Source organism: Thermodesulfovibrio thiophilus DSM 17215 (assembly GCF_000423865.1).
GTDB classification, from domain to species: Bacteria; Nitrospirota; Thermodesulfovibrionia; order Thermodesulfovibrionales; family Thermodesulfovibrionaceae; genus Thermodesulfovibrio; species Thermodesulfovibrio thiophilus.
This window is the reverse complement of the sequence record NZ_AUIU01000015.1, coordinates 41,342-61,752: the sequence shown is the minus strand read 5'-3', so window position 1 is coordinate 61,752 and position 20,411 is coordinate 41,342. Positions and strand designations below refer to the sequence as shown.

The 20,411-nt window shown below is 32.5% G+C and carries 20 protein-coding genes and 1 pseudogene; 10 read left to right on the top strand and 11 right to left on the bottom strand.

Features of this window, described 5'->3' with window-relative positions; genetic code table 11:
* Positions 1-31 precede the first annotated feature (31 nt).
* Positions 32-868 (top strand): SDH family Clp fold serine proteinase, encoded by an 837-nt coding sequence (locus tag G581_RS0107040; RefSeq protein WP_028845227.1) that lies wholly within the window; start codon positions 32-34, stop codon positions 866-868.
* On the opposite strand, the gene G581_RS0107035 is transcribed toward G581_RS0107040, so the two are convergent.
* From G581_RS0107035 to G581_RS0106985, 11 genes are all read right to left on the bottom strand, one after another.
* Positions 869-3,547: a tetratricopeptide repeat protein gene (locus G581_RS0107035; RefSeq protein ID WP_169368414.1), complete on the bottom strand. Its 2,679-nt coding sequence runs from the start codon at positions 3,545-3,547 to the stop codon at positions 869-871.
* A 71-nt stretch (positions 3,548-3,618) separates the two neighbouring features.
* On the bottom strand, positions 3,619-4,359 hold the full coding sequence (locus G581_RS0107030) for a hypothetical protein (protein ID WP_028845225.1): 741 nt from the start codon (positions 4,357-4,359) through the stop codon (positions 3,619-3,621).
* Entirely contained in the window at positions 4,328-7,021 is a 2,694-nt protein-coding gene (locus G581_RS10900) for an endo alpha-1,4 polygalactosaminidase (RefSeq protein WP_051178991.1), read from the bottom strand. Before G581_RS10900 ends, G581_RS0107030 begins: the two co-directional genes overlap by 32 nt.
* On the bottom strand, positions 6,984-8,357 hold the full coding sequence (gene pelG, locus G581_RS0107020; RefSeq protein ID WP_028845224.1) for an exopolysaccharide Pel transporter PelG: 1,374 nt from the start codon (positions 8,355-8,357) through the stop codon (positions 6,984-6,986). Before pelG ends, G581_RS10900 begins: the two co-directional genes overlap by 38 nt.
* Positions 8,333-9,037: a GT4 family glycosyltransferase PelF gene (gene pelF, locus G581_RS10895; RefSeq protein ID WP_051178988.1), complete on the bottom strand. Its 705-nt coding sequence runs from the start codon at positions 9,035-9,037 to the stop codon at positions 8,333-8,335. Before pelF (G581_RS10895) ends, pelG begins: the two co-directional genes overlap by 25 nt.
* Entirely contained in the window at positions 9,030-9,956 is a 927-nt protein-coding gene (locus tag G581_RS0107010; RefSeq protein WP_156875226.1) for an IS3 family transposase, read from the bottom strand. Before G581_RS0107010 ends, pelF (G581_RS10895) begins: the two co-directional genes overlap by 8 nt.
* Entirely contained in the window at positions 9,899-10,207 is a 309-nt protein-coding gene (locus G581_RS12480; RefSeq protein WP_038065423.1) for a transposase, read from the bottom strand. Before G581_RS12480 ends, G581_RS0107010 begins: the two co-directional genes overlap by 58 nt.
* Positions 10,208-10,267: 60 nt before the next feature.
* On the bottom strand, positions 10,268-11,140 hold the full coding sequence (gene pelF, locus G581_RS0107000) for a GT4 family glycosyltransferase PelF (RefSeq protein WP_028845221.1): 873 nt from the start codon (positions 11,138-11,140) through the stop codon (positions 10,268-10,270).
* A complete protein-coding gene (locus tag G581_RS0106995) occupies positions 11,137-12,072 on the bottom strand; it encodes a tetratricopeptide repeat protein (RefSeq protein WP_028845220.1) in 936 nt (311 codons plus the stop codon). The genes pelF (G581_RS0107000) and G581_RS0106995 overlap by 4 nt, the downstream gene beginning before the upstream one ends.
* On the bottom strand, positions 12,073-13,308 hold the full coding sequence (locus G581_RS0106990; protein ID WP_028845219.1) for a hypothetical protein: 1,236 nt from the start codon (positions 13,306-13,308) through the stop codon (positions 12,073-12,075).
* Positions 13,309-13,317: 9 nt separating this feature from the next.
* Positions 13,318-13,803, bottom strand: a complete 486-nt coding sequence (locus G581_RS0106985; RefSeq protein WP_038065419.1) for a hypothetical protein — start codon at positions 13,801-13,803, stop codon at positions 13,318-13,320.
* Positions 13,804-14,065: 262 nt separating this feature from the next.
* Between G581_RS0106985 and G581_RS10890 the strand changes: the two genes are divergently transcribed.
* The 9 genes and pseudogenes from G581_RS10890 to G581_RS0106940 all read left to right on the top strand — a co-directional run bounded on the left by G581_RS10890 (position 14,066) and on the right by G581_RS0106940 (position 20,409).
* Positions 14,066-14,641, top strand: a complete 576-nt coding sequence (locus G581_RS10890; protein WP_083962654.1) for a Slp family lipoprotein — start codon at positions 14,066-14,068, stop codon at positions 14,639-14,641.
* Between the two features lie 11 nt (positions 14,642-14,652).
* Positions 14,653-16,266, top strand: coding sequence for a DNA mismatch repair endonuclease MutL (gene mutL, locus G581_RS0106970; protein ID WP_028845216.1), 1,614 nt, complete (start codon positions 14,653-14,655; stop codon positions 16,264-16,266).
* 226 nt (positions 16,267-16,492) lie between these two features.
* Entirely contained in the window at positions 16,493-16,996 is a 504-nt protein-coding gene (locus G581_RS0106965; protein ID WP_028845215.1) for a flagellar basal body-associated FliL family protein, read from the top strand.
* 2 nt (positions 16,997-16,998) lie between these two features.
* Complete coding sequence (fliM, locus tag G581_RS0106960; RefSeq protein WP_028845214.1) at positions 16,999-17,970, top strand: flagellar motor switch protein FliM; 972 nt, start codon at positions 16,999-17,001, stop codon at positions 17,968-17,970.
* A 2-nt stretch (positions 17,971-17,972) separates the two neighbouring features.
* Positions 17,973-18,392: a flagellar motor switch protein FliN gene (gene fliN, locus G581_RS0106955; protein ID WP_028845213.1), complete on the top strand. Its 420-nt coding sequence runs from the start codon at positions 17,973-17,975 to the stop codon at positions 18,390-18,392.
* Between the two features lie 8 nt (positions 18,393-18,400).
* Positions 18,401-18,643, top strand: a pseudogene (locus G581_RS12445) (flagellar biosynthetic protein FliO); the annotation flags it as partial.
* A gap of 60 nt (positions 18,644-18,703) precedes the next feature.
* Complete coding sequence (gene fliP, locus G581_RS12350) at positions 18,704-19,411, top strand: flagellar type III secretion system pore protein FliP (protein WP_420835050.1); 708 nt, start codon at positions 18,704-18,706, stop codon at positions 19,409-19,411.
* The gene (fliQ, locus tag G581_RS0106945; protein ID WP_028845212.1) at positions 19,408-19,677 is read left to right on the top strand and encodes a flagellar biosynthesis protein FliQ; all 270 of its coding nucleotides are present in this window, start codon (positions 19,408-19,410) and stop codon (positions 19,675-19,677) included. Before fliP ends, fliQ begins: the two co-directional genes overlap by 4 nt.
* Positions 19,678-20,409, top strand: coding sequence for a flagellar biosynthetic protein FliR (locus tag G581_RS0106940; RefSeq protein WP_028845211.1), 732 nt, complete (start codon positions 19,678-19,680; stop codon positions 20,407-20,409).
* Positions 20,410-20,411: the final 2 nt, after the last annotated feature.

Here is a 20,411-nt window from a genome sequence, read left to right as displayed (position 1 = left end):
TAAAAGTCATAATTAACTACTGGAGGTTAAAATGCATTTTGATGCAACTATATTTTTCTGGCTTTTTCTTATAATAATTGCAATACAACCGATTCTAAAACAGAAGCTACTTGAAAATGCAAGAATCAGACTTATTGCTGAGATTGAAAAAAAGCGTGGAAGTCGGGTTATTCTGCTTGTTCACAGACAGGAGACAATGAGCTTTTTAGGTTTTCCAATAATGAGATACATCGATATTAATGATTCTGAAGAAGTTTTAAGAGCCATTCATTTAACTGATGATGAAACTCCTATTGACCTTGTAATTCATACTCCTGGCGGGCTTGCCATTGCAGCCACGCAGATTGCAAGAGCTCTTTCAAGACAGAAAGGGAAAGTTACTGTTTTTGTTCCTCATTATGCAATGTCTGGTGGAACCCTTATTGCTCTTTCTGCTGATGAAATTGTCATGTGTGAACATGCTGTTTTAGGTCCTCTTGATCCACAGATAGGACAGCAGCCTGCTGTCTCTGTGTTGAATGTTGTTCAGAAAAAACCGATAAGTGAGATAGATGATAATACTTTAATTTTAGCTGATCAGGCTGAGAAGGCAATAAGACAGATGAAAGAAACAATTATAGAAATTCTCTCAAATAAAAATTCTACGGATAAAGCTCAAGACATTGCAGAACAGCTTGTATCAGGTAAATGGACTCATGACTATCCCATAAGTGCTGAAATAGCAAAGCAGATGGGACTTCCTATTTCAACAGAAATGCCAAAAGAGGTAATGCTTCTTATGAATCTTTATCCTCAACCTGTTAGACAATCTGTTGAGTATATTCCGGTAAGGAAAACAGGCAAAGTTTTTAAAAAAATCAGGCTTTAACTAAAACCAGAATTTATAAAATAGGCCTATCTGTAATAGCGTTTCTTTTAAACCACCGGCATTCCTGTTCAAACTTACCTCAAAGCTAAGATTATCCTTACCTAAGAACGCACCACCCATTCCAACAGAAGATCCGTAAGAAAGAGAGCCAATAGTATTGTAACCTGCATCAACTCTTAAAAACGGTCTCCATACCCTCACATAAGAGTCTTTATTTTCATAACCAAATGAAAAGCCTATTCCGGTATTAAGATAATCTTCAGGTAATGCTTCAAAATCCTGATACGGTGAAAGTTCAGAAATATTACCTTTTTTATGACGTTCGGAATAATGTCCATAATCACTGTAAAAGTTTACAGTATAGTCAGGATACTCAAATCTCAGCTTATACTGAATATCAACCGAAGAATTAAAACCTTCTCCAATTTTTTTATTATCAGAGGAGTGATAAATAGAATTTTCTAATTCTAAGTGAACAAGCACTCTGGGATTGAGGTTATAATCTGCACCAATTTTTAAACTATCTTTCATACCACCGAGCAGAAGATATAAAGTTTCTGTTGCTTCAATATTTTTGCCAAGCTCATAAAACATATTGATATCTTTTAAAAATTGTATCTTTCCATGGAGCCTTGCAGAAAAGTTTTCATCTAACCGTTTTATTTTACCAAGATAAAGTGTCGTAAATCCTTTATCAAATATTTTTTCAAAAAAAAGATATTCCGAATGGATAAATGGTGATTTAGCAAGTTCTGATGAATCTTTGTGAATACGGCTCAATGTGTTAACATTTAAACCCAAACCATATCCCTGCTCAATTAATTTATAGTGTAAATCGTACTTCATCTGTATCCCTGAATAGTACTTTCTTTTTATATAACTGATATTACTGCTGAAATTGTCCTCATACTCAGTTATGATATCTTTAAAATCTTTATAGAGCATGCTGTCATAAGGATTGTCATCGAGTCCTTGAAATGCATATTCCAATGCCTTTTGTATTTCCCCTGTTTTCTGTAAAGCAGTAACCCTGTCTTTTATAGGTAATATATCTGGATATTTTTTTAGAAGGTCTGCCATAAGATAGCGATCTTCATTCCATATTGCCAGGTTTAACCACATCCAAGGCTTTAAAGTATCTTTATAAAATTTTGCTGATCTAACAACTTGTTCCCTTCTTTCATAATAAAGAAAATAAGCAGATTGTATATCTCTCAATACAGATCTGGAAAGAATTTTTTGAGCTTTTTGAATAACTCTTTCATACTGGGATACGCTCATAAAATAAAATCCTGAAGAAAGGTAATCTCTTAAAAATTCAGGATCCTGTAAAAGCTGTGGATTTTGTTTAAGCATCTCTGATACCCTGTTAAACTCTTTAAACCTTAAGTTTCTCGCCTCTTCTTCTTTACCCAAAAGGCTCAATATATCAGCCATTAAAAGAGGGTCTTTGATTTCGCCTTTTATATAAACCTGATAAGCTTTTTGTCCCTGTTGTAAGTTCAAATAAGCAAGGCAGAAAGGAGGAGCAAGCTCTGAATCAAATTGATATTTTCTGTATTTTTTTAAAATTTCTTTTAATTTTGTAAATTCCTCTGAATCTATAAGCGAATATATATAAAAAGAAAGTACAGTTTTAGAAAATCTTTTTTCAAGTTCTCTATCCATAATACTCAATGCTTCTGCATTTTTCCCTGTTTTTTGAAGTGCTGTTAAGTAAGCTATAAGTACATTATCATTTTTAAATATTTCTGTATCTTCATCAGAAGCCATTTTAATAATTTTTTCCCATTTTTCAGTAGAATATGCTAAATAAAATGCTCTCTCAAGTAAATAATCAGACTTTAAATTGTTCCATCCTTTAAAGCTTATTTCTATAGCTTTTTCAGGATCTTCAAAAGACAGTACTGTAGAAACTCTATCATAATCTTTTATCTGTCCCTTTCCAGTTTCAATCAAAACATAAGAAGCCTCTTTTGCTGTATTAAGGTCCTGCAGCATCCATGCAAGGTCTGACATCGTATCCCAGAAATCAAACTCTTTAGGTTTCACATTAACAGAGTAATCTTTAAGAGTTTCTAAAGCTTCATTGAATTTTCTTTGAGAGTAAAAAATGTTTGTCTTTAAAAGCACCGCATCCGTACTAAGTCCGTACAATTGCTCCATCTCTTTTAGAACCGTCAATGCTTCTTCCTTTTTGTTTATTGCAAACAGTACCTGAGCAAGAGTATATTTAGAATCTCTATCATTGTTTTTTTTCAGAGTATTTATTAATCCTTCAACATCTCCCAGAGCATCATAAATAGCTCTTTGTTCCAGCGGTGACGCTTTTACATAGTTGAGAAGCTTTTTTGCAATATCGTATCTATTTGTAGCAATGGCTATACGAAAAGCTTTTTCAGCTATACTTCTATCTTTAGATAGTTCGAAAGCTTTAATTAATGGCATAACTGCTTCTGAAGACTTTCCATTCCATATTAAAATTTCTGCATACGTTTTCCACCAATAGGGGTCATCTGGAAACAACAAAGTACCCTTATAGGCTATTTTCTCTGCTTCTTGCAGTTTATTTGAACCTAAAAGAGAAGAAAGCAAGAGCCTGTAAAGTTCCGCATCGTTATCGAGTTGTTTTTTTTGTTCTCTTGAATTATTTTTATTATGATTTATTTCAGTATTCAATGTAGAATTCTCACTATAGCATAAGCATACCTGAAAAAATAAACAAAGAATAAAGCTAAAAATAAAGAGCCTCATTGAATAAGCTCCCCTTTTTTTGCAATTTTCATTGAGATATCTGCTGCAAATCCTGGATCTCCTGTGGCAAGGGCAGATTTGATGATAAACTTTGCACAATCTGTATCGCTGCAATATGTTACATACTCCTCTATTAAACTTTGGGCAACTTTATATTTTGAATGTGCTATTGCATAATCAACAGCAAATTGTAACCATTTCTGCTGTTTTGTAAGACTGAAAAGTTTTTTAACTGAAACAAGTGTAGTGTTAAAAGAATCTATATATATGCTTTCTTTGAAAGCCCAGTAAACAAATTTTTCATCATTGGTTGTAAGAACTGCATCGTTTAAAATATTTTCCATTTTTGCGATAAGCTCTTCTTTTTTCTGTGCATCAGATGTTGAAAAGTACATGCTCTTTAATATTGCATACTCTCCTCGTAAATAGCTTGATTTTTCTGATGGGAAAAGTCTCCTGAGCTCATTTATTGATTCAGAAGCTCGAACATAATCACCTTTCTTTGCATACCTATCTACAAGAGCTTCAAATATTGCCGGACTTTTGTGGATTCGTGTGATATTTTCAAGATACATTATCGATAAATCAAGATTTGCATTTTCTTCCTGAAGAACTCTTTTTTCAATATCATCTCCAGGAAATAGAAAAATGAGAACACCTAAAAATATACCTGTAAAAGCAAAAATCTCCTTTAAAGGAAAAGTGTTAATCAGGACATATTGCTTTGATTTCTGCATATTTTTCCTCTTTTTTCATGAATACTTCACACATTCCTTTTTCAAACTGTAGCTGAAGAGGCACATAGGCTTTAAGTTTAAGAATATAAGTGTTTTCCTGTTTTATAAAGCTTTCTACCTGACCATTTGAACTTATTAAATAGAAATTTTTCGGTTTTTCTTTTGAAAACTTTATTATGTAATCACCTGAACCATCAAGATGCAAATAAGTATTACCTGAATCTGTAAAAAATCCAACAACACCCTTACTTTCTTTTATATCTGGGAATCCAAATTCTGCCGGGATCCTGAGAGTTCTTAAATAACCTGCATTTTTTACTCTTAACGATTCTGAATCTTTTGATATTACTGTCTGTCTGAAATCAAGCACTTTCTCTGCGTATTCAGATAAAAATACAGGATTTACTCTCTGAGATATGGCATAGTTGTAAACTTTTTTAAGAGCATTTAAAGAAGCCTGCTTACTTCCTGAGTAATAGTGATAATAAATGGATATAGGCTTCAGCCTTACTGGTTTTTCTGTAAGTTCAAATGTCTGCATGACATTAATATATCCCCAAAATGGACCTTTCCAGAGATTGGTAAAAATATTTTCATTTTGCACTGGAGTATAAATCTGGAAGTATGAACCATAGTTTACTCCCATAGGAGCTATTCTTGATAGAAAAGGCTCCTGCTGAGTTATAACAGTGTCTCCACCATTTACATTAAAGACTCTAGATTTGTAAGTAAGACGTATTTGTTCCTCATCAGGGTTGCAATCTCCTGTCCAGAGAAACAGGTTAGCTCTTTTTTTTGAGTCTTTTAAAAGACTGTTTATGTAATTTATAGAACCTGCAATTTCTCTTTCAATGTTCAATTGGTATCCTTTTATTGATAAATTGTGACCATAATAAAGCTCCGTAGGTTGAAACTGTACAGGCAGATTAAACTGCCAGATAAAAGGATGACTGAAAGAGTGGGATGCTGGTTCAACATTTGGAAGTTCAAATATGCTTTTTACCACATTTTCCAGTTTTTTTGATTTTTCAGGATATAATCCCCATGGAGCAATCTCAGCTTCTATTATTGAAACCGAATGCGGAATTGGAAAAGCTTTCAAGATTTCATCTCTTATAACTTCTCCTGTTGTTTTTAAAGAGTTAAACTCCGCATTTCCATAAAATCCATCTCCATCAATATGAGCAGTTAAAATTCTTCTTCCATTTTCTGTAGTAGTATCAGGTATTGGAAATTGCTCCCTTTTAAAAACTTGTTCAAAAATTTTAAAAGGATTATAAACCCATAATTCTGCATAATTTATAAAAGATTCATTAATAGCGTATCCTCCCCACTCAGTCAAAGCAAATGGAATATATAACTGTCCTGAAGAATTTTCTAACTTAACAACTGCTTGTCCTTTTAAAACAGTGACAAGACTATCTGTATAAGGAATTAATAAAGGAGCTTCAAAGCCGTCTCCAGCCATCTTTTTCACCATCTTAAACTTTGAACCCTTTTTATCCTTATTTTTTATAAGATTAATTCCAAATTCAGCAAGAGCTGATGAATTTTCTCTAAACGGTATGTCATTGATAAAAAAAATTTTTAAACCAGCATCTTTCGCCTGCAGTAACCATGATTCAATTTTTTCACTTCTAATATCAAGATTCATTGATACTACTCCTGCATATCCAGAATTTGGAGAAACTTCTGGAAGTTCCTGATTGACATCATATAACTCAGGGATAAAACCAAGATATTCCAGAGGCATCTGTATAAGTCGGTGAATGTCTGCAATTTGTCTTAAAGGAGCAGAGGAAGAGTTATACAGCAAGACTACTTTTCTTGGAATTATCTGAAACTTGGAATAACCAATTTTTGACAGTTGCTTATCAGCAATGTAAGGAATAAACCCAAGTTCGGAAATTTTTTCTACAACATATCTTGCTTTGGTTGTTTCTTTTGGGTCTAAGTAATCAATAACTATTACCGGAAGTCCATATGTTTTTATTTTTTGTAGTTGTTTAAGTAAAAAGCCTCGTTCCTCTTGCCCAACCTGTATATATCTTCTATTATTATCAAGACCATAAAATAGACTTTCAACTGCAACACCATCAACATCAAGATATATATTATCGATTATTTCAAAACCTCTGTTAAGTATTATCAATTTATCAGGGAACTTCTGTTTTAATTTTTTAATTAACTCAATCTCTGCTTTCTGGAATTCTATCCATTCCTCTTTTTTGGCTACTAACTGATACGAATCAAGAGTATCCAGAAAAAAACCATCAAAACCTTTCTCTGATATCTTTTTTGCAATCACATTAATAAGAAAATCTGTATAATCTTTATTCCTTAAATCTGCTACTAAACTATCCCACATAGGATTTTCTCCTATAGCAAACTTCTTTAAATCATTAAAATACTGCCTGTACTTTTCTATTTCTCCTATGCTTATATATCCTATGAGTTTTGCCTTATTTTGCATATAGAATTTATCTTTTAAGACATCTAAATAAGAGTTGTCCATATCCAACACTATCCAGTCAAAAGCATAAAAAATATCATCTGAAAGTGGTCTGTTGGCATAATAAAATAAAATACTTTCTGGTTTTGTAATGGCATTTACAGAGACACAGCTAAGAAATAAAAACAAAAGTCCTATAATGTACTTCATTCAGAAACCTCCTTAAACATAACATACCTACTAATACAGCTATCAGAACCGACAGGGCAAAACCATAACCATAGTAATAAGGACCTAACAACTGAGTTATCATGGTAAAAATCAGATTTCCTAATGCAAATATAAAGCTTATTATTGCAAGGTCTCTTCTTCGGTCGAAGTAAGATAAAATAGCAAAGATTACCATAAACGCAAGCTGAAGAATGGCTCCAACCAACAAAATATTAAAAAGAGGAATATAAATAGAAGGCAGATTAAAAAATTTAAAAATCTTTTCTTCAAAGAAAAAAATTAATACTCCTCCAATGCCCTGAACTCTCAAGGTATCATATAGTGTGGTTCTTGCATTATCAATCATTTTATTTGCAAGTCTGTAAAGATCTTCAAGTTTTCCCCAGCTTCTTACTGCACTGTAATAGTTATCATAACTGCTTGCAAATTCAACCTCAAGTTTTAAGAAAAAAACTGCTATACCAGGAATTAGGCAGATGTAAGCAAGAATAATAGGAATATCATACATAACAGAAGCTCTTAAGTTCCCAAAAACAGGCTTTCCAGTAACTGGATTAAACCAGAAAATAAATTTATCTGCCCATATGCCAATATTGTAAAATAGCCCTGATAGAAGAAGGCTGTAATAAGATTTTCTTTTATACCAGAATTCAAGACTGAATAATTTTTTTGAAGGATAATCCAGAATAACTCTTATCATTAAAAGGCATAAAAGCACAATCTGTCCTGCATAAAAAGATACAAATGTCCAGATAAGTTCAAGTTTAGATGTAAAAAAGAAGGAAATTCCTATAAACAAATAACTAAAAGCAAATGAAAAAAGAATATATTTATAGCTCTTTAACCCTGATAAAAGTGCATTGGTGATCCATACTCCGCTCAATGTCGATATCGTACAAGAAAAAATTAGATGGTAATAGCATGGCAGAGATTTAAAAAAGTAAAAAGAAAGAATAACTGATACAACAAAAGAACATCCCATAACAGAGACTACAGCTCCTAAGTAATTTGGTAGAATCTCATCAAACCGTTTTTTAAAAAATTTATCTGCTATATAACGCGTAAACATTAACTGTAATGGACCAGATACAATAAGACTTATTGCCAGCGTGTATGTTATATAAATTTGATAAATTATAGTTGTATCAGGAGTTTTTGCGAACTTGTATGATAAAGTAGAAGACACAAATATACTGACAACTGCAATAATCCAGTTGCCTGAACTCAGAACCGCAGAGTAGGCAGTAGCGGCTAATAAATTTGTAAGACCGCTTTTCTTTAGAATTTTATTTAACTGGATTGATATTCCTGCCAAGAATTCACTCCTATAAAAGTTTCATAAATCTTTTGATAATTATTGATAAATGTAGCAAAAGAATAGAATCTCTCAACTCGTTGAATAGCTGTAAATTGAGCATTTGTATATAATTGTTTATCTGTGAGAAATTTATAATAAGCATCTGCAAAAGCTCTGGAGTCTCCTGCAGAAATAATTTCCCCAGCCTTGCCTAATTGTATATCGTCATCATTCAATCCACCATATACAAGTTGCTTTATAGAACCTGCATCAGTTGCAACACAGGGCACACCAGTAGCAAAAGACTCAAGCACAACAAGAGGCATACCTTCACTAATAGATGTAAGAGTACTCAAACCGATATAAGGTAGAATATCTGTTAACTTTTGGAAGCCTAAAAACTTTACTTTATCCTCTAATCTCAGTGTATTTACCAGCATTTTACATTCTTTAGCATAATCCGGATCCTCTACATCCGGGCCTACTATCCAGCCCTCTGCCTCTGGCATTTTTTCAATAAGAATTTTCATTGCTTTTATAAAAGTTTTAACATCTTTAACAGGCGTAACTCGTCCAATCAATGCAACGACTGGAGGTATGCTATCTCTTTGTTGTCTTAAGAGAGCATATTGTTCTATTTTTACTCCATTGGGAATAACATGGAATTGCAACAATTTTTTCCACACAAAGTTAAGCACATTTGTAATAACCTCTATAATATTTTTCTAAATATTCTCTTGGGCTATTATATCCAAGAGCAGAATGTAATCTCTTAGAGTTATAAAAACATTCTATATATTCAAAAATCTCCCTTCTGGCATCTTCTTTAGATTTATAACCACCTTTCTTTTGATAAATAAGTTCTGTTTTTAATGTTTTAAAAAAACTTTCAGCCACAGCATTATCATAACAATTTCCTTTACCACTCATGCTCTGTTTCATTCCATATGAATTTAACAACTTTCTAAAATCATTACATGCATACTGAACCCCTCTGTCAGAATGAAATATTAATCCACTATAAGGTCTTCTCTTAATACAGGCATTTCTTAATGCTTTCATTGTTGTGTCAATAGCTGTTAAACTGTTTGATTTAGAATGACCTACTATTTCACGATTATATAAATCCATAACTGTTGTTAGATAAATAAATCCCTCTTTGGTTGGAATGTAAGTAATATCTGAAACCCAGACCTCATTAGGTTTTGATACTGTAACTCTTTTTTCTAATAAATTTTTAGAGACTTCATATTTGTGCATGGAATCTGTGGTGGCTTTATATCTTCTTTTTATTTTACTCACTATATTATTTTGTCTCATTAAACGTGCTACCCTTGGCCTGGAACATGCCACATTATTCTTCTTTAAAACAGCTGTTATCCTCGGACTACCATATAAACACCCACTTTTAATATATTCCTGCCTTATTAAAACCAGTAGTTCTTCATTATATTGTTGTCTTTTGCTTTTCCCTCTCTTTAACCACTTATAATAGCTGCTTCTATCCACTTTTAGTATCTGACACATTTTTTCAAAAGAATATTTATTTTTATAAAACTTCATGAAATTATATTTCTCCGTGGATTTTGTGAAAAAATGGCCAAAGCTTTTTTTAATATGTCTCTCTCCTCTGTTACATTCTTTAGCTCTTTTTCAACTCTCTTTAACTCTTTTTCACTTTCTTTTACATTACCATGACCTGGAAAACTATTTGTGCCTTCCTGTAAGTACTTGCTCCTCCATTTGCATAATAAATGGTAAGGAACTCCTAAATCTTCTGGAATCTCTTTTACTGTCTTTGTAGAATCTAAAGTAAGTTCTACTGCTTCAATCTTAAATTCTTTTGTGTAAACTCTCCTTTTAATCATCGTAATTCTCCTTTCTACTCCTTTCTACTTATTTTTATAGTTGCCTTATCTTTTTGTCTACTAAATTGTAGCAAGTTCAACATCTATTTTTTCTGGTGAGCAACCTAGTGACATCTGAATAGATTTAGCGCCTTCAAATAAACAAATAACTTTATTTGCCTGTTTGTAACAGATTTTTCCCAAATTAATAAAAAAATTTATCCATAATTTTTTTAACTCTTCAACTTCAATACTTCTGAAAACAGGATTTGAACCTTTTGGTATCCAGTTTGTATTCAACAGGTCTATTTTCCGTTCCAGTGTATAAATTCCATGTTCAGTAACTATATATGGAATATCCCTGGTTTTCTTAAACAAAGCTCCCAAAAAACCAGCATAGCCTGTTGATGGACTGTGTATTAAGGATATTTCTCTATCAAGCACTGAAAGTATTGCCTTAACCGCAATCCATAAAGGGATAAATATATTTCTCAGTGTCCAGAAAAAATCTATAAAAGGAATATTTAGCTCTTTCCGGATATACAGGTCTTCAATCATATCAAAAGTTTTTTTGCCATAGAGAATATCAGCCAATGTAACATCAGAGAGATAAAAATAAATATTCAATAGCTCTTCTACGATATTTCCTTCATCGTTTAAAAAAGCATCTATTTTTTTCACTTTATCTGAACCTGAGATATAAGCTGCAGGCGGATATTCTCTTCCAGAAACCATAAAATATGATTCAAGGTACACTAAATTTTCAGGAAACCTATATTGAATGCCGTTATAATCTTCTTCCTTTGATCCTAAAAAAATTACCCCGAATTTTTTATCTCCCATTGCTGTTATTATTTCGTGAATCCAGCTTGCTACTCCGCCATGAACATACGGATATGTTCCTTCTGATATAAAAAGAACATCAATGGGTTTTTGTTTATCAATGATTTTCATTGCCAAACTTTCAAGATTGACTCAGTTTTATAATCTAAAGGTTTGAAATTTTTGAATTTTTTTAAGATATTAAAAATTTCTAAAAAATCTTTTTTGATATAATATACTTCAAGCAGATAAATTACTACCCTTTCTTCAGGAAAACCGAGTTTAAGAGCTTTGTAAAAGGCATCCTGAGCTGAATCTATTTCATTTAACTTCAGGTAAATTCTGCCAAGAAGAAAATAGAATTTTGGATTTTCTTCTATCTCTAATGCTTGTTTTATATAACGCAAAGCTTCATTTAAGTAAAATGGAATGAGCTCCTGTTCAGGAATGTTTAAATAAACTAATTCCCAGTACAGTTCCCCTAAGGAGTAAAAAATATAACATTTTTTCCCCTTATTTTTTATATTTTCTAACTGGTTGTTTAATAAATTTATTTGATCTATTATATTCTTTTCCATGTTTAATAGAGTTGAAAATGCTAAAAGTCGTATTTCATCATTGTCATTTTTTGTAAAATTTTTTAAAAAATTAACCGAAACAGGATGTGTAAATTTACTCATATATACAACCACCTTAGGATTGGTAATTTGTAATATCCCTTCCCCTATTTCTCGTTTTTTAAAAGTTACATTTGGTACATTTTCTATGTTTACACTTTCATAAATAGAAATAAACTCTCTGTATTGTTTAAGTAATATCAAATAAAATATAAAAGATCCAACTATTCCAATTGGTCCGGTAAAATATATTGAACAAAATAAAAGCCAGAAGATTTTTTTATTGAAGGTTTTAGGACTTAAAGGAATTAAGACTGATAATAACATAAAAGAAGCTATGCCATGTAGAACTAAAAAAAGAGATAACGTTACAACATTAAGCATACTAAAAAAAATAATTAAACCTATAATTTCTGATATTAAAGATATATAAACTCGCTTGTTCATTTATTTTAAACTTCCTTTTTCAAGAAGTTTTTCTATTGTAGGTTCATTTAAATCCAATATAGTTTTAAATTTTAATCCGCCTAATTTAGCTGTAATTCTCTGAGAAAAAATCATAGCTCCTGCATGAGCAGTAAAAGGCAGAAGAAAAATTATAAAGTTTTTTTCTTCACAGAAACAAACTTTATCAAGAGACCTAATAAAATATTTAGCGTTATATTTTAATTCGGGTGTTATCACCTCACAACTGAAAACTACCACACTACTATCTATGTAGGCTTTCTTTTTCAGTTCATACATCTTATAAAATTCCCGGATAAAATCAAAATCACAGGCTATATTGTTCTTGTTGTAATAAGTGCACAATTTTTTACTGATGGAGAGGTCCTCAATGATATATTGAAACAAAATATATATGTAATTAAGGATTGCGTCATTAAGATTCACAAAAAGCATCTCCCTTATAGTAAGCAGATAAAGGTCTTCTTCACTTCTTACTACAACTACTGCAAGATATTTTAAGCTTTTCTCATAATTAGTGATATTATTAAAAATGCTGGGTGATATGTATTTGGCTGTTTCTGTCTCTATTGCAGCCTTAATCATTGGATCTTTTGAATCAAGTTCTTCTTCATCTGATAGACTTGCCAACCGATAAAATCTTCCTTCTTTCTTTTGATAAAGAGAGGCACTATAAACCTGAAAATTTTTCATAAGTATATCTAAAAAGAATTCTGAAAGTTCCTGTTTTTCATTGCATTGTAATAATTTAGTTTTTAATTCATTGATCATTTCTCTTAAGCTGTAAGGTTTTATTATGTAATTGGACTCAAGCGCATCATGAGAAAGATTAAGAAGATATAAATTTTTCCTCATATTATCTATTTGCTGCAACAAATATTGTTTTTCTGACTCAGCACTCTGTATTCTTCTTTGCCAGTAGTATCGAAATTCAGAGGCTACAAGCACTATAAGCAGATTCCAGAAAATTTCCTGTAAAGGAAAACTTTTGTAAAAAAATAATGAGCTGATCACCAGAATACCAAAAAAAGTCAATCCTCCAATAAAACCATAATACAGAGAAAAAGCTATAGAAATTAATAAAGTAGGAGAAAAATAAGTATAAAAAAACAAAGGATCACTTTTATTGAAAAAATATTCTATAACAATGGAAATAACTGAAAAAAGAAGAATCTCTAGTAATATAACATTAGGAATAAAGTTCTTTATGAAATTCATAAAACCATTTTACTGAAAAATATCTCTTATTAATTTTTGAGTTATAGTTCCCAGAGATTCATGGGACCAACCAGAAGCAGATGCAGATGATCCTTTAATGATCGTACCTTTTTTGGCATCATAAATAAACACGCTCAAGCTTACAGCAGGTTCTCCATCTATGCCTGTTTTATATCTAAACTCATTTACTGTACCTGTAATAATATAATCTGCATTATGCGAAACTTCCTTAAAGAGTTGTTCCAGTTCTTCCTTTGAGGGTTCTCTGTCCTTAAATGTCCATACTGTCCTTGCTACTTTTATACCTTTAGCTCTTAAACTGGCTTCTAAAATAGATGCCACAGTATAACCTGCCATAGGTGTATCAGTATAATTCTCAAAAGGAACAACAGCATATATTTTATCTTGTTCTAAATTGACATGCTGGATAATAGTTGAACAGGAAAACAAAAGGACAAAAGGGACCAGATAAAATAGTATTATTTTCCTCGTCATAATCTTTACCTCCATATTTCTTTGGACTTTATTTAAAAAATAGTATGACATATAAAATATATAATTTAATATTAATTTTTTTATAACAAAAAAATCTTATGCGAAAATTTAAAATAATAAGGCAATGGTCCATTTTACCAAATAATTGATATAATAAATTAATGTTACATAAAGTTAAAAAACATACAATTTTCATAAAGAAGTTTAACCGAATATTTAGATATCGTGCCAAAATATTGAAAACTTGTTCAATTTCTTGAGCATGCGATTTTTTAATATAATACATTTATTAATTTTCCCTCAGAAGGTACAGCTTAACATACTAATTGCATTGTTTTTCTTATTTTCAATATCCGGATGTGCCACACTTCCAAAGCCTTTAGAGGAAATTCCTGCATTAAGGGATGTGCCTTTTTCAGTTGTCAGGAACAATCCTGAAAAATACAAAGATGTCTCACTACTATGGGGAGGCAGGATTGTTAGCTGCACCAATGCCCAAAATGAAACAACATTTGAAATTCTTCATTTCCCTCTTGATAGAGAAGGTTATCCCGAAGAAACAGATGCATCAGAAGGCAGATTTATCGTGGCCTCAAAAAATTTTTTAGACTGTGAAGTTTATTCAAAGGGAAGGTTCTTAACAGTCGTTGGAAGATTTAAAGGATTTAAAGAGGGTAAAATTGATGGAATGCCGTACACTTTTCCTTTAATTGAGGCTCAGGCAACATATTTATGGAAAAATAGATGGTATAGAGACTACTACTGGAGGCCATCAATATGGTTTTGGTATGGATCCTCACCTTGGTATTTTGATTATGGATACCCTGCATGGTGGTAAAAGTTTAAATAATGAGCAGAATTAAGATACTTTCTGAAACTCTGATTGGAAAAATTGCTGCAGGAGAGGTTGTAGAGAGACCAGCCTCAGTTGTTAAAGAGCTCATTGAAAACTCAATTGATGCATATGCAAAATCTATATCAGTTTTTATAAAAGAGTATGGCATCGCTGCAATAAAAGTTATTGATGATGGAGAGGGAATTTCAAATAATGACGTTATTCTTGCATTTCAACGACATGCAACAAGCAAATTAAATGATGAAAGGGATCTCTTTAGCATCAATACACTTGGTTTTCGTGGTGAAGCTCTTTACTCAATAGCTCAGGTAAGCAAGTTAAGAATTGTCACCCAGCATAAAGAGGAAAACACAGGAACAGAGCTTTATCTTGTTGGAGGCAGGGTTATTGAGAGAAAGCCAGTGTCTACAAAAGGAACAATTATAGAGGTTAATGATTTATTTTTCAATACTCCAGTAAGGCGTAATTTCCTTAAATCTCCCTATACAGAAAAATCTAATATAATTGAAACAGTGCAGAATTACTGTCTTGCATACCCTGAGATATCATTCTCTCTAATTATTGATGAGCAAGAAGTATTACATACTCCAACAACAGATAGTCTTACTGAAAGAATCGCACAACTGTTTGGTATAGAATTTATAGAGAAACTTAAAACTGAAACGATTGAAAAGGATGGCTATAGGATTCAACTTTTTTTAGGCAGTGATGAACTTTTAAGAAGACAGAGAACCAATCAGAGCATATTTGTCAATCGACGTCCTGTAAGAGACTCTTCTATTGTAAGCACAATATACAAAGCTTTACAGATAAAGGAAACTCATCCCCAGTTCTTTATCTTTATCAATCTTTCTCCAGAAGATGTGGATTTTAATGTTCATCCTGCAAAAAAAGAAGTTAAATTTCGCACACCCCATAAAATTCATCAGCTTATTTTCAGAATAATTAAGCCAGATGTTAACCCATTATTTGTTGGAGAAACCATTACTGAATGGGAAAAGGAACAAATTTCAACTTTCGAGACTGAGTCTATTTTTAATAAAGACGAAGTATTTCAATTTTTAAATATCGGTAATGCAATTTTAGCTTTATCTCAAGCTGATGGTATGGTCTTTCTTGACTATCATGCTGCCCATGAACGAATAAACTTTGAAAAAATTTTAAATAGAATGGAAAATCAAACTATAAAACTTGTTTTCCCTCATGTTATACAGTTAAATCCTTTAGACTACGAGATAATCATAGAAAACCTTCCCCTGCTTAATGAACTGGGAATAGAAGCTGAAGACTTCGGGAAAAATTCAATAATAATAAGAGCAATCCCTGAAATCCTCAAGGATGCTGATATAGCAGGAATAATTGAAAATATTGTTGCAACATTTAAAGAGGAAACAGTAAAACCTGATTTTGTTGATATAAAAAGTAAGATTGCCGCAACTGTTGCATGCCATAGTTCATTAAGATCAAATGATGAAATAGGATACCTTGAAATAAAAACTTTGCTTAAAGAACTTGCCAAAACATCTGATCCAGAGCATTGTCCTCACGGAAGACCGATTAAAAAATTTATCAGCTTTGAAGAAATCAAACGATGGTTCAAAAGATAAACTGTCAAATGACCGTTAGGTCGTCAAAATATTGGCAGGATATTTTAATTTAACCTTAGAATCATCAAGGATAATAAATTCCCAAACAGATGCAACTCAGCATAAAACTGAAATTCTCTGTATGAAAAAATATAAATTCTTTGGCACCTTTAAGTTTCTGTATAAAATGGCATAAACTATGCTAAATGTTTTAAATTTAGATAAAACTCAAAAGGAGGCTATGGTTATGGCAAAAGAAAAAACAGCAAAATTAGAAGAAGAACAACCTGAAACTCAACAGGAAAAACCTAAGAAAAAGAGAAAATTTTCATTAATAATTATTATTGCTGTTGTTGTGCTTGCAGTTGGTGCAGCAGGAGCTTATCTTTTACTTGTAAAGGGTAGTACAGACAAAAAAGGCATTATTACAAAAGACTCAAAAAATACTATTACTGTTAATTTTGCACTTGAGCCGTTTGTAGTCAACTTAATGGACCAGAGTGGATCAAAGTATCTTAAAGTTTCTATTCAGATTGAACTTTCTGATGCAAGATTGCTTGAATCAGCAAAAAACAAAACACCTCAAATAAGAGATATTATAATAACTCTTCTTACAAATAAAACGTCAGATGAATTGATTACTCCAGAAGGGAAATTACTTCTTAAAGACGAGATAAAGCAAAGAATTAATCAGATTCTTGGCGACAATAGTGTTGTAAATGTTTATCTTACAGATTTTGTGATGCAGTAGCCATGCCAGACAATAACGAAATTCTATCACAGGAAGAAATAGATGCCCTGTTAAAAGGCATCTCAGGAGGAGAAGTAGAAACTGAAACAGCAGAAGCTCCTTCAGGAATAAGATCATATGATTTCACATCTCAGGAAAAAATTGTTCGAGGCAGAATGCCATCTCTGGATATCATTAATGAGCGTCTTGCAAGAGCATTTCGCATAGCCCTTGCCTCTGACATAAGGAAAATAGTTGAAGTTGTAAATGTTAATGTTAATATAACAAAGTTTTATGATTTTCTACGTTCAGTTCCGTTCCCTTCAAGTTTAAATATTATAAAACTCGAACCTCTCAGAGGATTCAGTCTGGTTGTGTTTGATGCATCAATGATTTTCAGCCTGATAGAGTTTTATTTCGGAGGTTCTGGTAAAGGTTATTACAAACCTGAAGGAAGAGAGTTTACTCCAATAGAACAGAGAATTATTCACAAAGTTGTCATGATGTTTCTTGAGAGCATGGAAGAGGCATGGAAGCCTGTGTTTCCAATAAAACCACATTATATTCGTAGTGAGATGAACCCTCAGTTTGTTACAATCGTTACTCCTGTGGATGTGGTTATAGAGACGAATTTTACCCTTGAAATTGAAACACGAGAATGTAGAATTATGGTATGCATCCCTTACTCTTCTGTTGAACCAATCAAAGAGAAGCTTTACAGTGCATTTTTGGCTGATACAGATGAAATAGATATGAAATGGATAGGACGCCTTAAAACACAGTTAAAAGAAGCTCCAGTGCGAATAGAAGCAGTACTTGGCAAAGTCACTATAGATTTTCAAACTCTGTTAAACATTCAAACAGGAGACATTATTACTCTTCAAAAAAGAGTAGATGAAGATATCGATGTCCTTGTTGAAGGTGTTAAAAAATTTAAGGGAAAGTTTGGCACTTTTAAAGGAAACTACGCAGTAAAAATATCAGGGGAGGCATAAAAATGGAAGAAAATAAACCTCAGGAACAACATCCAGAAGAAATATCTGAAGAAGAACTTGATATGGCAAAAGCTGTTGAAATGGAAAAAGCTATGAAAACTCAAAAAGAGGTTCAAACTCCAGATATTCAGGAGTTTACGCCCTCTGCTGACAAACCCAAAATAAGAGATATAGAATTCATTCTTGATATTCCTCTTGAACTAACAGTTATCATTGGACAAACAAAAATTCTTGTTCAGGAACTTCTTCAGTTAACGCAAGGTTCTGTTGTTGCTCTTGATAAGCTTGCAGGTGAACCAATGGAGGTTTATGTTAACGGCAAGCTTATTGGAAGAGGAGAGGTTGTTGTGGTAAATGAAAAATTCGGGATAAGAATTACTGATATTATAAGCCCGCAGGAAAGAGTAAAACAGCTTTCATAGGTGATAGAATGGAATACTTTAAGGTTATCGCATCTTTAGTGTTTATTATTGCAGCCATGTACATTGTTTTACGTTTAATGAAAAACAAAATAAATCCTGGAAAGGGCTTTATTCAGATTATATATTACCAGCCAGTAGGATATAAAAAGGGCATAGGAGTTTTAAAAGCTTTTGATGAATATCTCCTTGTTGGAATATCAGAAAATGGTCTAAGCCTCTTAAGCAAACTTGATTCCGCAAAGATTAAAGCAATCTTTGATGATGAAATCTATGAGAAAAAGCCTGCTTGGCAAAAATTTTTTAAAAACAGCCTGCTTACTATTTCCTTAGTTTTTATACCTGCAGTCTGTTTTTCAGCTCCTCAACCTGCTGGATTAGATGGGCTCTTTGGATTTTCCTCAGCAGTGGATCTTTTAGTTTTTATAACACTGCTTACTTTCCTTCCTGCAACACTTATTATGATGACATCTTTTACAAGAATAGTTATAGTTCTTTCCCTTCTCAGACAGGCATTGGGAACTCCTGCAGTTCCACCAAATCAGGTAATAGTTGGACTTTCTCTGTTTCTCACACTTTTTATTATGTCTCCAACATTAGACAGAGCTTATAATGAAGCATACATTCCTCTTTCAAAAAAAGAGGTTACAATGCAGGAAGCAATAAACAGAACATCAGTGCCGTTTAAAGAGTTCATGTTGAAACAGACAAGAGAAAGAGACCTGGCTCTTTTTCTTAAGCTTTCAAAAACAGAGATAAAACCAGCAATTCCAATGGATTTACCGATGAAAATAGTTGTTCCAGCATTTGCTCTTGGAGAGCTTAAAAGAGCATTTGAAATAGGATTTTTAATTTTTCTTCCATTTTTGATTATCGATATTGTAGTGGCAAGCATATTGCTTTCAATGGGAATGTTTATGGTACCACCAGCCATGATATCAATGCCTTTTAAACTTTTACTGTTTGTTCTTGTGGATGGATGGCAGTTAATAATTGGCTCTCTTGCAGGAGGATTTAAATGACAGTAGAGTTGTTAAACTATATATCAAAACAAACATTTGAGACAATTCTTCTGGTGGGTGGCCCTGTTTTGCTTGTAAGCCTCCTGGTGGGACTAATTATAGGTTTATTTCAGGCAATAACCCAACTTCAAGAGATGACAATAAGTTTCGTTCCGAAAGTAATTGCCGTGTTTCTCACATTGCTTCTCACACTGCCATGGATTGTCAATGTCATGATGCGATTTACAAGAGGAATTTTTGAAAATCTTCCAATGTATGTAAAATAAATGAACTATCTGGATCTCATTACAACAAACTTTTATAAATTCATCCCTGTTTTTATAAGGGTTTCAACAATTTTATTTTTCCTTCCTTATATTGGAAGTCGAACTGTTCCCTTGATGTTCAGAGCCTTTTTTGCTCTATCTGTATCTATTGCAATAATGCCTTTTTTACCTGTCAAGGAGGAAAATCTTTTTATATCTATTTTTAATGCCGTAGTGTTCGGTCTGGCTATAGGACTGATGACAAGAGTTATAATCGCAGCAGTTGAAACAGCTGCCCAGTGGATGAGTATTCAAATTGGTTTTTCCGTTGCAAATGTGTTCAATCCTCAGTTTGGAGAACTCATGGGGCCAATCAGTGTTTTTTATGAAATGTTTACAATAGCTCTTTTTTTCTCACTTGATTTACATCTAACGCTTGTAGAAATGATTATAAAAAGTTTTGAATTACCAGCAAAATATTCATTTACAGGCAATGTGATAGAGTTTTCTTATTTACTATTTCCTTTAGCATTAAAACTTTCAGCACCTGTGATACTTGTTCAGGTTTTAATGAACATAGGGCTTGGTTTTCTATCAAGAATTATGCCCCAGGCAAATGTATTTTTTGTAGGATTCCCTCTTCTGCTTGCAACTGGAGTCATTACTATGTGGATTAGCATTCCGATGTTTACAATGGTTCTTGGAAAAGCATTTATAAATCTTAAAGACGCATTGTTCAGTTTGCTGAGGTAAGA

Bases quoted from the DNA above. Each gene is read 5' to 3' on its own strand.
- G581_RS0106965 (WP_028845215.1), top strand. From the start codon at position 16,493: ATGGCAAAAGAAAAAACAGCAAAATTAGAAGAAGAACAACCTGAAACT.
- fliM (WP_028845214.1), top strand. From the start codon at position 16,999: ATGCCAGACAATAACGAAATTCTATCACAGGAAGAAATAGATGCCCTG.
- G581_RS0106940 (WP_028845211.1), top strand. From the start codon at position 19,678: ATGAACTATCTGGATCTCATTACAACAAACTTTTATAAATTCATCCCT.
- G581_RS10890 (WP_083962654.1), top strand. From the start codon at position 14,066: ATGCGATTTTTTAATATAATACATTTATTAATTTTCCCTCAGAAGGTA.
- G581_RS12480 (WP_038065423.1), bottom strand. From the start codon at position 10,207: ATGATTAAAAGGAGAGTTTACACAAAAGAATTTAAGATTGAAGCAGTA.
- G581_RS0107030 (WP_028845225.1), bottom strand. From the start codon at position 4,359: ATGCAGAAATCAAAGCAATATGTCCTGATTAACACTTTTCCTTTAAAG.
- G581_RS0107040 (WP_028845227.1), top strand. From the start codon at position 32: ATGCATTTTGATGCAACTATATTTTTCTGGCTTTTTCTTATAATAATT.
- G581_RS10900 (WP_051178991.1), bottom strand. From the start codon at position 7,021: ATGAAGTACATTATAGGACTTTTGTTTTTATTTCTTAGCTGTGTCTCT.
- G581_RS0106995 (WP_028845220.1), bottom strand. From the start codon at position 12,072: ATGAACAAGCGAGTTTATATATCTTTAATATCAGAAATTATAGGTTTA.
- mutL (WP_028845216.1), top strand. From the start codon at position 14,653: ATGAGCAGAATTAAGATACTTTCTGAAACTCTGATTGGAAAAATTGCT.
- fliN (WP_028845213.1), top strand. From the start codon at position 17,973: ATGGAAGAAAATAAACCTCAGGAACAACATCCAGAAGAAATATCTGAA.
- G581_RS0106990 (WP_028845219.1), bottom strand. From the start codon at position 13,308: ATGAATTTCATAAAGAACTTTATTCCTAATGTTATATTACTAGAGATT.
- G581_RS0106985 (WP_038065419.1), bottom strand. From the start codon at position 13,803: ATGACGAGGAAAATAATACTATTTTATCTGGTCCCTTTTGTCCTTTTG.
- fliQ (WP_028845212.1), top strand. From the start codon at position 19,408: ATGACAGTAGAGTTGTTAAACTATATATCAAAACAAACATTTGAGACA.
- pelF (WP_028845221.1), bottom strand. From the start codon at position 11,140: ATGAAAATCATTGATAAACAAAAACCCATTGATGTTCTTTTTATATCA.